This is a genomic window from Roseovarius sp. BRH_c41, from assembly GCF_000961715.1.
Taxonomy (GTDB): Bacteria; Pseudomonadota; Alphaproteobacteria; order Rhodobacterales; family Rhodobacteraceae; genus Roseovarius.
On record NZ_LADY01000026.1, the window covers coordinates 114,412 to 128,968 of the forward strand.

The 14,557-nt window shown below is 62.8% G+C and carries 13 protein-coding genes; 8 read left to right on the forward strand and 5 right to left on the reverse strand.

The annotated features are described in order from the left end of the window. Positions 1-30: 30 nt before the first annotated feature. The 5 genes from truA to VR71_RS09090 all read right to left on the reverse strand — a co-directional run bounded on the left by truA (position 31) and on the right by VR71_RS09090 (position 5,413). The gene (gene truA, locus VR71_RS09070) at positions 31-804 is read right to left on the reverse strand and encodes a tRNA pseudouridine(38-40) synthase TruA (protein ID WP_045683139.1); all 774 of its coding nucleotides are present in this window, start codon (positions 802-804) and stop codon (positions 31-33) included. 88 nt (positions 805-892) lie between these two features. Beyond that, the gene (locus tag VR71_RS09075; RefSeq protein ID WP_009819118.1) at positions 893-2,380 is read right to left on the reverse strand and encodes a replicative DNA helicase; all 1,488 of its coding nucleotides are present in this window, start codon (positions 2,378-2,380) and stop codon (positions 893-895) included. 248 nt (positions 2,381-2,628) lie between these two features. Continuing rightward, complete coding sequence (locus VR71_RS09080; protein ID WP_045683142.1) at positions 2,629-3,306, reverse strand: orotate phosphoribosyltransferase; 678 nt, start codon at positions 3,304-3,306, stop codon at positions 2,629-2,631. A gap of 76 nt (positions 3,307-3,382) precedes the next feature. Beyond that, positions 3,383-4,420 carry a dihydroorotase gene (pyrC, locus tag VR71_RS09085; protein WP_045683258.1) on the reverse strand — a complete coding sequence of 346 codons (1,038 nt, stop codon included), beginning with the start codon at positions 4,418-4,420 and terminating at the stop codon, positions 3,383-3,385. Positions 4,421-4,477: 57 nt separating this feature from the next. After that, on the reverse strand, positions 4,478-5,413 hold the full coding sequence (locus tag VR71_RS09090) for a phosphoadenosine phosphosulfate reductase (RefSeq protein ID WP_083781560.1): 936 nt from the start codon (positions 5,411-5,413) through the stop codon (positions 4,478-4,480). Positions 5,414-5,616: 203 nt separating this feature from the next. Here VR71_RS09090 and VR71_RS09095 point away from each other — a divergent pair, with 203 nt between their 5' ends. From VR71_RS09095 to VR71_RS09130, 8 genes are all read left to right on the forward strand, one after another. Beyond that, complete coding sequence (locus VR71_RS09095; protein WP_040651665.1) at positions 5,617-6,525, forward strand: MoxR family ATPase; 909 nt, start codon at positions 5,617-5,619, stop codon at positions 6,523-6,525. Then, positions 6,525-7,421 carry an MBL fold metallo-hydrolase gene (locus VR71_RS09100; RefSeq protein WP_045683149.1) on the forward strand — a complete coding sequence of 299 codons (897 nt, stop codon included), beginning with the start codon at positions 6,525-6,527 and terminating at the stop codon, positions 7,419-7,421. Before VR71_RS09095 ends, VR71_RS09100 begins: the two co-directional genes overlap by 1 nt. Beyond that, the gene (locus VR71_RS09105; protein ID WP_045683260.1) at positions 7,414-8,676 is read left to right on the forward strand and encodes a VWA domain-containing protein; all 1,263 of its coding nucleotides are present in this window, start codon (positions 7,414-7,416) and stop codon (positions 8,674-8,676) included. Before VR71_RS09100 ends, VR71_RS09105 begins: the two co-directional genes overlap by 8 nt. A gap of 5 nt (positions 8,677-8,681) precedes the next feature. Further along, entirely contained in the window at positions 8,682-9,644 is a 963-nt protein-coding gene (locus VR71_RS09110) for an XdhC family protein (RefSeq protein WP_296430123.1), read from the forward strand. Then, the gene (locus tag VR71_RS09115; protein WP_045683154.1) at positions 9,641-10,633 is read left to right on the forward strand and encodes a molybdopterin-binding protein; all 993 of its coding nucleotides are present in this window, start codon (positions 9,641-9,643) and stop codon (positions 10,631-10,633) included. Before VR71_RS09110 ends, VR71_RS09115 begins: the two co-directional genes overlap by 4 nt. Before the next feature lie 116 nt (positions 10,634-10,749). Beyond that, entirely contained in the window at positions 10,750-11,235 is a 486-nt protein-coding gene (locus VR71_RS09120; RefSeq protein WP_045683156.1) for a (2Fe-2S)-binding protein, read from the forward strand. Positions 11,236-11,352: 117 nt separating this feature from the next. Beyond that, entirely contained in the window at positions 11,353-13,716 is a 2,364-nt protein-coding gene (locus VR71_RS09125; RefSeq protein WP_045683159.1) for a xanthine dehydrogenase family protein molybdopterin-binding subunit, read from the forward strand. Positions 13,717-13,727: 11 nt separating this feature from the next. Next, positions 13,728-14,516, forward strand: a complete 789-nt coding sequence (locus VR71_RS09130) for a xanthine dehydrogenase family protein subunit M (protein WP_045683162.1) — start codon at positions 13,728-13,730, stop codon at positions 14,514-14,516. Positions 14,517-14,557 lie beyond the last annotated feature (41 nt).

A 14,557-nucleotide genomic window follows, 5' to 3' on the forward strand; every position in this document is an offset into this window, starting at 1 on the left:
CGGGTGCGTCACGGGACCGTTGCGCGGGGATTAATCCGTCCCAAAGGGCTCCATGTCGTAGACAACATGCGCGAGATAGAGCCCATAGGGCGGGCAAACCGGACCGCAGGCGGCGCGGTCGCGGGCGTCAAGCGCGCCGCGCACCTGATCGGGATGCCACGATCCCGCCCCCACGCGTTCGAGCGTTCCAACGATGCTGCGGACCTGGTTGTGCAAAAAGGACCGCGCCCGCAATTGGAAATGGATCTCCATTCCGGTGGGCGTGGAATGTTCTGAAATCTCTATCGAGTCCAATGTCTTGATCGGGCTGGCCGCCTGACAGATGGTCGAGCGGAAGGTGGTGAAATCATGCGTGCCGATGAGATGCGCCGCGCCCGCCCGCATCGCGTCGATGTCCAGCATTGGGCGCACATGCCAGACGCGCCCCTGATCGAGTGTGACCGGCGCCCGGCGTGACAGGATGCGAAAGAGATACTGCCGCTCGGTTGCGGAGAATCGCGCGTGCCAGTCCTCGGGGACACGCGCACAGCCAGTGATTGCGACGGGCAGCGGCTTGAGGTGGTAATTGAGGGCCTCTGACAGGCGAAACGTCCCCCAATCCCGCGGCAGATCGCAATGCGCGACCTGCGCCAGCGCATGCACCCCGGCATCCGTGCGCCCGGCGGCAGCGATGGTGTGTGGGCCCGGTTCAATGCGTCCGAGCGCCGCCTCGATTGCGCCTTGAACCGACGGGTGGTCAACCTGCCTCTGCCAGCCGGCAAAGGGCGCGCCGTCATATTCGATCTTGAGGGCATAGCGGGGCATGGTGCGACTTGGCTTGCTTCTGGATTGGGTGTCATCTGGCCCGAAATACCTCGGGGGGCCGGGGGCAGCGCCCCCGTCAACGGGCGGATTAATAGTCGGCGTTGCCGCCCTGTTGCCAGGATTTCACCAGATTGCCGAACCGGGTGAACTGAGCCTCAAAGCTCAACTCGACCGTGCCAATCGGGCCGTGACGCTGTTTGCCGATGATGACGTCCGCCTTGCCATGCAGGCGCGACATCGCCTCTTGCCATTCGGCCATCTTGTCCATTTCGTGATCGCCCGGCTTTTCGCGTTCCTTGTAATATTCCTCGCGGAACACGAACATCACCACATCTGCGTCCTGTTCGATAGAACCGGATTCGCGCAGGTCCGACAATTGCGGCCGCTTGTCCTCGCGGTTCTCGACCTGACGCGAGAGCTGCGAGAGCGCGACCACGGGGATATTAAGTTCCTTGGCTATCGCCTTGAGTCCCATAGAAATTTCGCCAATCTCCTGCACACGGTTGTCGGACGAGCCGCGCACCAGTTGCAGGTAGTCGACGATCAGCAGGTCAAGACCATGGGTCCGTTTGAGCCGCCGCGCGCGGGCCGCAAGCTGCGAAATCGGGATGGCGGCGGTGTCGTCAATATAGAGCGGGCAGGATTCGAGCGTCTTGGCAGCCTCGACAAAGCGGCGGAATTCGCTTTCGTCCATATCGCCCTGACGAATTTTATGCGACGAGATTTCCGAGGCTTCGGCCAGCACCCGGCCTGCCAATTGTTCGGCGCTCATCTCGAGCGAGAAAAAGCCCACGACGCCCCCATCCACCGCACCTTCGGTGCCATCGGGCAGGGTGCCGCGGCGATAGGCCTTGGCCACGTTGAAGGCAATATTGGTGGCCAGCGAGGTCTTGCCCATCGACGGGCGACCGGCGAGGATCAGAAGGTCGGATTTGTGCAGCCCGCCCAGTTTGCCATCGAGATCGACCAGCCCGGTCGAGATGCCCGCCAGCCCGCCTTCGCGCTGATAGGCGGCATTGGCCACATTAACAGCGTCAGTTACCGCCTTGAGAAAGCTTTGAAATCCGCTTTCGGACTGGCCCTGTTCGGCCAATTGATAGAGCTTTTGTTCGGCCTCGACGATCTGATCCTTGGGCTCGCTATCCACGTTGACGCGCGCGGCCTTGCCCGCGATATCATGGCCAAGGGCAATCAGGGCGCGGCGGATCGCGAGGTCATAGATCATCTGCGCATAGTCGCGCACCGCAAAGGTTGAAATCGCAGCGCCTGCCAGTTTGGCGAGATAGGCGGGACCGCCAAGCTCTTTCAATCCCTCATCATTCTCCAGGAATGCGCGCAGGGTCACGGGCGAGGCGAGGTTGTTCTTGGCAATGCGGGCGGCGGCGGTCTCAAAGATGCGGGCATGCACCGGATCGTAGAAATGCTGTGGCCCGATGATGGCGGCGATGCGATCATAGACGTCATTATTGGTCAGAATCGCGCCGAGGAGTTGCTGTTCGGCCTCGATGGAATGCGGCACGCTATCGGCGGATTGAATCTCTGCTCCGGTCGGATTGAAAGCGCTGATTTCATTCATGCCTGCGGTCCCCGTCTATCGGTTTTTTATCGGTATCGTTTCGGTCGTCTTGGTTCGCGTGTTCTAGGCCAATCCCGCGACGCCCGCCACTTGTATAACTCTGTGGACCTTTGGCGGGATAAGCCGGTGGATAGGCGCGCGCCGCAAACGGGGCACCCGCATCCTGTGGCCTCATCGCTTTAGCCTACCACATCTGGACGCGCTTTGCGATTCGAGAGATGGGTTATCCCCACCCCCTGAGGACAAGTTTATTTCTTGTGTGCCGCCTGCCACTTACGCGGATCGCGCAGGAAATCCTCGACCGCGTTCAGGGTTGCGGCATCGAAAATGGCCTGCGCGCGTGCCTCGGACAGAACATCCCACCAAGTGCAGAGGTGATGCAGCGCGATACCGTGATCGCCAAGGGTTTTCTCGGTCTCGGGGAAGATGCCGTAGTAAAATATCACTGCTGTGTGGCCGCAGGTGGCCCCCGTTTCGCGGATGGCATCCACGAAGCTCAGCTTTGAGCCGCCATCGGTGGTCAGATCCTCGACCAAAAGGACGCGCTGCCCCTCGGTCATGGCGCCTTCGATACGGGCGTTGCGCCCGTAGCCCTTGGGTTTCTTGCGCACATAGGTCATCGGCAGGGCCATGCGCTCGGCCACAAGGGCGGCAAAGGGAATGCCCGCCGTCTCGCCGCCCGCGATATTGTCGAACGCCTCGAACCCGGCCTCACGCATCACGGTGATGGTGAGAAAATCCATCAGCGTCGCGCGGATGCGCGGGTAGCTGATGAGCTTGCGGCAGTCGATATAGGTGGGCGAGGGCAGGCCGGAGGCCAGCGTAAAGGGCTCGGCCGCGTTGAAATGCACCGCGCCGATTTCCAGCAGCATCCGGGCGGTGAGGCGGGCGATTTCGTCCTTGGGTGGGTAGGTGGCGGGGATCATGGCGTGGTCCTTGGGTTGAGCAGTGCGCCGAAGAGTTATGAGGCCTCCGGCGAGAGTATTGAGGGAACGATGAAACTCAGGTCACGCGCCAATCGAGCGCGAAGCCGGGGTCAAAGACGGTGACGGGGCCGTCGCCGGTGTCGATCTTTTCGGGGTAGGTGACCGCATCGCCCTTGGTCAGGGTCAGCGTGGCCTCATTGGCGGGCAGGCCATAGAAGGCAGGGCCGTTGAGCGAGGTAAAGCCCTCGAGCCGCTCAAGCGCGCCCTCGACCTCGAACACATGCGCAAGGATGGACATCGTATTGGTCGCGGTGAAACACCCCGCGCAGCCACAGGCGCTTTCCTTGAGCGGATCGATATGCGGCGCGCTGTCGGTGCCGAGGAAAAACCGCGCATCGCCAGAGGTGGCGGCGGCGCGCAGAGCGAGGCGGTGCTCCTCGCGCTTGGCCACGGGCAAGCAGTAATAATGCGGCTTGATCCCGCCCACGAGGATATGGTTGCGGTTGATCACGAGGTGATGCGTGGTGATCGTGGCCCCAAGGTCTTGATCATGGGCGCGCACATAGTCGACGCCATTGGCGGTCGTGATATGTTCCATCACGACGCGCAAACCGGGGGTGGCGCGGCGCACGGGATCGAGCACGCGGTCGATAAAGACCGCCTCGCGGTCGAAGATATCAACGCTCGGGTCCGTCACTTCGCCATGCACGCAGAGCGGCAGGCCGATGTCGGCCATCTTTTCCAGCACGCCGCGCACCTTGTCGAAATCGCGCACACCGCTCGCGGAATTGGTGGTGGCCCCGGCGGGATAGAGCTTGACCGCCGAGATAAGCCCCGCGGCATGGGCGGCCGCCACATCCTCTGGATCGGTCTCTTCGGTCAAATAGAGCGTCATCAGCGGGGTGAAATCCGTGCCCTCGGGCATCGCGGCCATGATCCGTGCGCGGTAGGCGGCGGCATCCTGTCCGGTGACCACCGGCGGCACCAGATTGGGCATCACGATGGCGCGGGCGAAATGGCGCGTGGTTTCAGGCAGGACGGCGCGCAGCATCGCGCCATCGCGCAGATGCAGGTGCCAATCGTCGGGGCGGCGGAGGGTCAGGGTCTGGGTCATGCGCTCGCGCATACACAATCGGACCGCCCAAGACCAGAGAGTCGGCGCGGGCCCGTCCTATTCTTCCTGCATCCGCGTTTGCATGAGCTTCAATGCCTTGCGAAACCGTGGGCCACCGACGCCGCGCGCAATGGCGTTTTGACAGTGCAGGATTGTCAGGTGCGGTCGCTCCTCAGCCATCAGCCGTTGCAGAACACTCACGAGATAGGGCGTATCCTCGCGCCGCTTGCGATAGAGTTGCGCGAGGCTGAGGCGTGTCAGCTTATCGGCACTGACCTGCGCCAGCAGACGAAAGATCACCCCCATCCGCAACAAGGCCGGCTCTATCTGATAGCCCAGATAGCGAGTGCGGAACTTCATCACGTTGGGGCGGGTAAAGAGCGCGGCATGCATCGCATCAAGCTCGATCTCGGGATCATAGAGCAGCACCGCCGAGGCGGCGGCATCCAGCATGTCGGGCGCATAGCCGTAGCGGTCGCTGAACGAGGCCCGGCGCATCCGCAGGAACCTGTCGTCCCATTCGGCCACGCGCGGATCGAGCGTCGCCTGCGGGCTGAGCATCACCACCTTGGCACCGGGGGCGGCCACCGAAAACGCCGCCGCCGCATAGCCGCAGGGGCCGGCCCCGTAAAAGATCACCTGCTCGAACTCGTCAAAGAATCCGTCGTCGATCAACCGGTCGAAATAGCCATAGACCCGGCTGTCGCGAAACCATGTATCCTGTGCGCTGATCAGGCAGAGATGCGACCAGCCAAGCGCTTTGGTCATCGACCAGCCCAGCGGTTGCGATTGCGGCGACAGGTCCGGCAGTCGGGAAAAGCATTCGAACGTCACCAGCAATGTCGGCTTGCGCTCGATCAGGACCGCGACATGTTTGTCTCCCAACCGCTCGGCATAGCCGTCGTCGCCAGCGAGGTCGTTGGCACGTTCGCACCACTCTGCCCAGCCAAGACCAGAGAGATCGGCATCAAAAATATCGGCGTTGTCCTGCATGATCACTCGTGCCCTCGGTCGTGTCGGAACCGTTCGACTGCGGTCCTGTTGGTATATAGACTGTTCCTGAAATCGGGCAAAACTTTGGAGAAACCAAGGGCTTTCCGGGGGAGGCTCCCACGATTGTGTGAGCGGGCCGCCCTTGACCCGCCGGGGGTTGCGATGCAGTTCTGGTGCACGCAGTGAAAACCGGAGGCAAGAGCGTGCAGACCCCCACATCCATTGACGCGGTGCAAAGCCTGCTGGCCGGGCAGGATTATGTCTGCGGGCGGGCGCTTGGCACCGTGACCTATCTGGCCTTGACGCTTGGTCGACCGCTCTTTCTTGAGGGCGAAGCCGGGACGGGCAAGACCGAGATCGCCAAGGCCTTGGCCAAGGCGCTGGGGCGGCGATTGATCCGGTTGCAATGCTACGAGGGGCTGGATGCGGCGAGCGCGGTCTATGAGTGGAATTTCACCGGGCAGATGATCGCCATCCGCGCCGCCGAGGCGTCGGGGGGCGTGGACCGGGGCCATCTCAAGGACGAACTGTTCACCCAAGAGTTCCTCATAGAGCGTCCGCTTTTGCAGGCGATGCGCCCGCAACCGGGTGGCGCGCCGGTGCTCCTCATTGACGAGATCGACCGCACCGACGAGCCGTTCGAGGCGTTTCTCCTGGAGGCGCTCAGCGATTTTCAGGTGACGATTCCAGAATTGGGCACGATCCACGCACCCGAGCCGCCGATTGTCATCCTCACCTCCAACCGCACCCGCGAGGTGCATGACGCATTAAAGCGGCGGTGCCTCTATCATTGGGTGGATTACCCGACGTTTGACCGGGAGATCGAGATTCTGCACGCCCGCGCGCCTGAGGCCGCAGAGGTGCTCAGCCGCGAGATCGTGGCCTTTGTGCAGCGGTTGCGCACCGAGGATCTCTTCAAGAAACCGGGGGTGGCGGAGACCATTGATTGGGCCAAATGCCTGCTGGCGCTTGATGTGATAGCGCTCAGCCCCGAGGTGATTGCAGATACGCTGGGGGCAATCCTGAAATATCAGGATGACATCTCAAAATTGCAGGGCTCCGAGGCCAAGCGCCTGCTGGATGAGGTGCGTGCGGGGTTGGAGTCGCAATAATGGGCAAAACGCAGCACTTGCGCATCCTTCAACCGCATCCCGGACTATACGCCTATTACGATGGCCGGGTGCCGGGTTACCGATTCATGGAGGGTGACAACTGGGTTGACGAAGGGGCAATCGGTCTGGGTATTGCCACCTATGCGCTGGTCGCAGGACAATCGGCGCTGGTGTATGATACCAGCGTTTCATCCGAGCATGGCGCGGCAATACGGGCGCATCTTGAGCAGATGGGTGTTACCGAATTCACGGTCATCTATAGCCATTGGCATCTGGATCATGTTGCCGGCACGTCAGCTTTTGCCGACTGCGAGGTGATTGCAAACGCGCGCACGGCTGCGCATCTTGCAGACCGGCGTGAAGCGATTGAAGCGGGCACCTATCATGGCCTGCCAGAGATCAAGCCGCTGATCCTGCCGACGCAGGTCTTTTCCGGGCAGTTTGACATGATATTTGGCGACCAGAGGGTCACGCTGATCGAGGCCAATATTCACAGCGATGATGCCACAGTGCTGTGGTTGCCAGAGCGGCGGATTTTGCTGGCAGGTGACACCGTCGAGGATTGTGTGACCTATGTGGATGAGCCTGCGGATTTCGCCGCGCATTTACGAGATCTCGATCGGTTGGCCGCGCTTGAGCCGCAGTTTGTGCTACCGGATCACGGGGCACCGGACATTTTGGCGCGCGGTGGGTATGACCCCGAGGTTATCCGCGCGACGCAACGCTATATTCGTTGGCTTATGGGACTAGAAGCGGCACCAGAGAAATGCGTGACACCGCTGCAAGAGATCATCGCGGATGATCTGGCGACCGGTATTTTGGAATGGTTCGCGCCCTACGCCGATATCCATGCCCAGAATGTTCAACGAACCCTAGAGTTATATGGGCATGACTGAGCTGCCGACCCTCGAATTGCCGGACGATCCCAAGCTCACGCATAACATCACGCATTTCGCGCGGGCCTTGCGGGCGGCGGGGTTGCCAATCGGCACTGGTCGGGTGCTGGATGCGATCCGCGCCGTGGCGGTTGCCGGATTTTCCAGCCGGAGTGATTTCTTTTACACGCTGCGCGCCTGCCTCGTGACGCGACCCGAGCATCTGGTTGTTTTCGCGCAGATTTTTCGCCTCTATTGGCGCGATCCGCGCTACATGGAGCATATGATGGCGATGATGCTGCCCGCTATCCGGGGCGTGCAGGAGGACCGCAGCGCGCAGGCGGCGGAAAAGCGTGCAGCCGAAGCGCTCTTGGACGGGGTGACACGCGACGCGCCACAGATCGAAGAGCACGACAGCGATGAGGTGCAGATCGACGTAGACGCCAGCGCCACCCTCTCGGGCGAGGAACGGCTGCGCACCCTCGATTTTGAGCAGATGAGTACGGCAGAGGTCGCACAAGCAAAACGTATGCTCGCGCGGCTGACCTTGCCGGTCAAACCCTTTGCGTCGCGTCGTGGTATGGCCGCGTTCAATGGTCGCCGGGTTGATGCGGGCCGGACCCTGCGCGCGGCGCTGCGCCATGGTGGCGAAATGCGACGCATTCACCTGCAAAAGCCGCGCGAGCGCTGGCCCAATCTTGTGGTGCTTTGCGATATCTCAGGCTCTATGAGCCAGTATAGCCGGATGGTTTTGCATTTTCTCCATGCCGTTGCCAATCAAAAGGGCGCGGGCTGGGCGCGGGTGCATGCCTTTACCTTTGGCACGCGGTTGACCAACATCACACGGCAATTGGCGACGCGGGATGTCGATGCGGCCCTTGCCGCCGCCGGAAAACAGGCGCAGGATTGGGAGGGCGGCACGCGCATCGGCGCTTGTCTGCACGATTTCAACCGCGACTGGTCACGGCGGGTGATGGGGCAGGGGGCGGTGGTGCTCTTGATCACGGACGGTTTGGACCGTGATGCGCCTGAGGCGCTCAGCCATGAGATGGAGCGGCTGCATCTATCAGCGCGGCGGCTCATATGGCTCAACCCGCTGCTTAGGTGGGAAGGCTTTGCGCCGAAGGCCCAAGGCATCCGAGCGATGCTGCCGCATGTGGACGCCTTACGCGCCGGCCATTCCATCGCCACGCTGGAGGAGCTGGCCGAGGCCATCTCGCGCCGCGACGACAGTGGCGAAAAGGCGCGGCTGATGGCGGCGATGCAGGGGAGATGAGCAAAATGGATCGCTTTGACAACATCCCGGAAACCGCGCTGGCGTGGTATCGGGCGGGCAAGGGGGCGGCCTTGGCCACGGTGGTCGAAACCTGGGGCAGTGCGCCGCGCCGGGTGGGGAGCCAACTGGCGATTTCCGGAGAGGGTGAGATTGCCGGGTCGGTATCGGGTGGTTGCGTCGAGGGCGCTGTGGTGGCCGAGGCGCTTGACGCAATAGAGGCGGGCAAGCCGGTGGAGCTGCACTACGGCGTGTCGGATGGCGATGCTTTTGCCGTGGGGCTCGCCTGTGGCGGCACGATCCGCGTGTTGGTGGAACCAATCGGATCGGTGATGCCCGAGGATCTGCTGGCGGATCTGGTTTTGGCACGGGATGCCCGTATTCCCGTGGCCTATGTCACCGGGCGGGACGGACAGCGATTGGAGCGCGAGGGGCACGGCGCGCGGTTCCGCATGGACCGCTCTGGCTTTGAGGAGGATGGCGAGACATTCGTGGCCATTCACAACCCGCCGCTGCGCCTGATCATCGTGGGGGCGGTGCATATTGCGCAGGCCCTCGTGCCGATGGCGCGGATTGCGGGCTATGATCCGCTGCTGATTGATCCGCGTGAGAGCTTTGCGTCAGAGGCGCGGTTTCCGGGCGAGATTGTGCTGCACGACTGGCCGGATGAGGGCGTGCGTGCCTTTGGTCTGGATGCCCGCACCGCATTGGTTTTGCTGACCCATGACCCCAAGCTGGATGATCCGGCACTGATCGAGGCGCTGCGCTCGGAGGTGTTTTACATCGGCGCGCTGGGATCGATCCGCACCCATGCCAAGCGGGTGGCGCGGTTGCAGGAGGTCGGGTTCTCAGAGGCTGACATCTCTCGCATACATGGCCCCATCGGTCTCGATATCGGCGCGGCTGGCCCGTCTGAGATCGCGGTGAGCATCCTGGCCGAGATGACCCGCGTGCTAAGGAAAGGCGCATGAAATTCGGCCCCGTGCCGCTGGATCAGGCCGAGGGCGGCATTCTGGCGCATTCCGAACAGGTGGCCGGGGGGCGGTTGCGCAAGGGTGTCGTGCTCGATGCTACGCAGATCGCGGCCTTGCGCGCAGCGGGCTATGCTGCGGTTACGGTGGCCGTTCTCGATGCGCAGGATGTCCACGAGAACGCAGCGGCAGAGGCCCTGGCGACGGCCCTGCGCGCAACGACCCCCGACCTTGCCCTGAGCACGCCCTTCACCGGTCGCGTCAACCTGAGTGCCGAGCGGCCCGGTGTGGTCTGTCTTGATGTCGCGGCCATCCATGCGGCCAATGCGGTCGATCCGATGATCACAGTGGCCACCGTGGCGCAGCATCATCAGATCCACGCAGGCGGCATGATCGCGACGGTCAAGATCATCGCCTACGGCGTGCCTCGCGCGGCGCTGGAGCGCGCGGCAGAGGCGGCGCAGGGCGCGGTGCGGCTGGCGGTGGCACAGTACCGCACGGCGAGCCTGATCATCACCGATGTCCCCGGCGGGCCGGGAGACAAGGGGCGCGATGCGATTGCGGCGCGTGTCACCGGGCTGGGCATGGAGATGGTGGAAACGGTGCTCTGTGCGCATGACGAGGCGGCGCTGGCGGCGGCGATCACCAGCGCCAAGGGTGAGATTGTGCTGATTCTCACCGCTTCGGCCACGTCGGACCCGTTTGATACCGCCCCTCAGGCGCTACGCGCGGCGGGCGGACAGGTCGAGCGGTTTGGCATGCCGGTGGATCCGGGCAATCTGCTCTTTCTGGGCCGCTTGGGCGCGCGGCCTGTCATTGGCCTGCCCGGATCAGCGCGTAGCCCGGTTCTACATGGGGCCGACTGGGTTCTGGCGCGGGTCGCCTGCGGTCTGCCCTGCGGGGCGGCAGAGATTGCGGCGATGGGCGTGGGTGGCCTGCTCAAGGAAATTCCCACCCGACCACAGCCGCGCCGGGCCGGGCGCAGCTGAGGCCAAAGAAATCGGGTTCTCAAGTCGCGGGAGGCATGCTTTAGTCGCACTGGACAGCGAGGCCTTTCCTACTAAGGTCTCAGAGGGAGACGAACACATCAAACCGGGAGGAGCCAATGCCTGAGGTCAAAATGACCGTGAATGGCAAGCCAGCGTCGGGCCAGATCGAGGGCCGCACGCTTCTTGTCGAATTTCTGAGAGAGACGCTTGGCCTGACGGGCACGCATGTGGGCTGCGACACCAGCCAGTGTGGCGCCTGCGTGGTGCATGTGGATGGCAAGGCAGTGAAATCCTGCACCATGTTCGCCGCCGAGGCGGAAGGCGCCGAGATCACAACCATCGAGGCCATGGCCGAACCTGACGGCACGCTGCATCCGATTCAGCAGGCGTTTCAGGATCACCATGGGTTGCAATGCGGCTTTTGCACGCCGGGCATGGTGATGTCGGCGGCGGCCCTCTTGGCTGAGAACCCGACGCCGACAGAGACCGAGGTGCGCGATTACCTAGAGGGGAATATCTGCCGCTGCACCGGCTATCACAACATCGTCAAGGCGATCTTGGCGGCGAGCGGTCAGGACGTGAGCCGTATCGCCGCGGAATAAGGTGCATTTGGGGGCGCTGCCCCCGCGCCTGCGGCGCCCCCCGGGATATTTCGGGCAAGAAGAAAGCGCTGCGGGTGATCATGGGGGTGACCCCGTTCGATCAGGGAGGAGAATGACATGCCGAAAGACGGAGGCATTGGGGCCGCGACCCCGCGCCGCGAGGATATCCGGTTTCTGACCGGGAATGGCCATTACACCGATGACATCAACCTGCGCGGGCAGGCCTATGTGCATTTCCTGCGCTCGGATGTGGCGCATGGGCGGCTGAACAAGGTCGACACGAGCGCCGCCGAGGGGATGCCCGGCGTGATCCGCATCTTTACCGGTGCGGATTTCGAAGGCATCGGCGGGTTGCCCTGCGGCTGGCAGGTGACGGACCGCTTCGGCGAGGTGATGCAGGAGCCGGGCCATCCGGTTCTGGCGCGTGGCAAGGTGCGCCATGTCGGCGATCCGATTGCCGCAGTGGTGGCCGAGACCTATGCGCAGGCGCGCGACGCCGCTGAGGCGATTGTCCTCGACATCGAGGAATTGCCTGCTGTCGTGGACATGAAGAAGGCGCTCGAGGACGGCGCGCCCAAGGTGCACGACGACCTCAAGAGCAACCTGTGTTATGACTGGGGCTTTGTCGAAGAGAACAAGGCGGCGGTGAACGAGGCCTTTGAGACGGCCGCGCATGTCACCTCGCTCGAGTTGATCAACAACCGCCTGATTGCCAATCCGATGGAACCGCGCGTGGCGGTCGGCGATTTCAACCGCTCGACAGGCGATCATACCCTCTACACCACCTCGCAGAACCCGCATGTGATCCGCCTCTTGATGGGCGCCTTCGTGCTGGGCATCCCGGAGCACAAATTGCGCGTGGTGGCCCCCGATGTGGGCGGTGGTTTCGGCTCCAAGATCTTTCACTACGCGGAAGAGGCGTTCTGCACCTTTGCCGCCAAGGCACTCAATCGCCCGGTGAAATGGACCTGTTCGCGCTCTGAGGCCTTCATGACCGATGCGCATGGGCGCGACCATGTGACCAAGATCGAATTGGCGCTGGATGCGGACAACAACTTTACCGCCATCCGCACCGATACCCATGCGAATATGGGGGCGTATCTGAGCACCTTTGCGCCGTCGGTGCCGACTTGGCTGCATGGCACGCTGATGGCGGGCAATTACCGCACACCGCTGATCTATGTGAACGTCAAGGCGGTGTTTACCAACACCGTGCCGGTTGATGCCTATCGCGGCGCGGGCCGCCCCGAGGCGACCTATCAATTGGAGCGGGTCATCGACAAGGCGGCGCGGGAATTGGGGGTCGATCCGATCGCGCTGCGCCGCCAGAACTTTATTACGGAATTCCCCTATGCCACGCCCGTGGCGGTGGAATATGACACAGGCGATTATCACGCAACCATGGACAAGCTCGAAGAGATCGCTGATTTCAAGGGCTTTGAGGCGCGACGCACGGCGAGCGAAGCCAAGGGCAAGCTGCGCGGTCTGGGCATCAATTGCTATATCGAAGCCTGCGGCATCGCGCCCTCGAACCTTGTCGGGCAATTAGGCGCGCGCGCGGGCCTATATGAGAGTGCCACCGTGCGGGTCAATGCAACGGGTGGTCTGGTGGTGATGACCGGCTCACACAGCCACGGGCAGGGGCATGAGACCTCATTCGCGCAGGTTGTGGCCGAGATGATCGGCATTGACGCCAATATGATCGAGATCGTGCATGGTGACACCGCCAACACGCCGATGGGCATGGGCACCTATGGCTCCCGGTCTATCGCTGTCGGGGGCTCGGCTATGGTGCGGGCGACCGAAAAGATCATCAACAAGGCCAAGAAGATCGCGGCGCATCTGATGGAGGCATCGGATGCCGATATCGAACTCAAGGATGGCAAGTTCAGCGTTGCGGGCACGGATAAATCCGTGGCCTGGGGCGATGTGACCCTCGCCGCCTATGTGCCGCACAACTATCCGCTGGCGGATATCGAGCCGGGGCTGGAAGAGACGGCGTTTTACGATCCGTCGAATTTCACCTATCCCTCCGGGGCCTATGCCTGCGAAGTCGAGGTCGATCCCGAAACCGGCAAGGTCACAATCGAGCGATTCTCCGCTGCGGATGACTTCGGCAATATCATCAACCCGATGATCGTGTCGGGGCAGGTGCATGGCGGTATCGGGCAGGGGATTGGGCAGGCGCTGCTCGAGGCTTGCGTCTATGATGAGAACGGTCAGCTTCAGACCGGGTCTTACATGGATTATGCCATGCCGCGTGCCGATGATGTCCCGTTCTATCAGGTCGATCATTCCTGTCAGACGCCCTGCACGCACAACCCCTTGGGCGTCAAGGGCTGTGGCGAGGCGGGGGCGATCGGCAGCCCGCCTGCGGTGGTCAACGCGGTGATTGATGCGCTGCAACGCTCGGGCCGGAACGTCACCCATATTGATATGCCGCTGTCGCCATCGCGCGTCTGGCAAGCGATGCAAGGGTAAGGAGAACGATCATGTATGCATTCGATATCGAACGTCCCGCCACCATCGCGGATGCCATCGCGGCCCTCGGGTCTGAGGAGGCGCAGGCGCTGGGCGGGGGGCAGACCCTGATCCCGACGCTCAAGCAACGGCTGGCGGCACCCGCCAAGCTGGTGTGCCTCTCGGCGATCAAGGAGATGCAGGGGATTTGCAGCGCCGACGACGGCGCGCTCTGCATCGGTGGGGGAACCACCCATGCCGCTGTGTCCGCAGGGGCCGGGGCCTATCCGGCGCTTGCTGCGCTGGCGGGTCATATCGGTGATCCGGCGGTGCGCAACCGTGGCACCATCGGCGGTAGCCTCGCCAATAACGACCCCTCGGCCTGCTACCCGGCGGCGGTGCTGGGATCGGGGGCGACGGTGATCACGTCAAATCGCAGCATCGCGGCGGATGACTATTTTCAGGGCATGTTCACCACCGCGCTTGAAGATGGAGAGATCATCACCGAAGTGCGGTTTCCGGTGCCGGAAAAGGCCAACTACCAGAAGTTCGAGCAACCCGCCTCACGCTTTGCCCTCGTCGGCGTGTTTGTCGCGAAATATGCGGACGGCGTGCGCGTGGCGGTGACCGGTGCCTCGGAAGACGGGGTGTTCCGCTGGGCCGAGGCTGAGGCGGTGCTCACGGCCAACTTCGCGCCGGAGGCTCTCGAAGGGCTGACGCTCTCGGGCGATAGCATGATCTCGGACATGCATGGCTCGGGGGCCTACCGCGCGCATCTGGTGGGGGTGATGACCCGCCGCGCGGTTGCGGCGGCAAGCTGAGCGCTGTTACACTGCGGTGAGGTTTGAAATGGCGGGTCTCA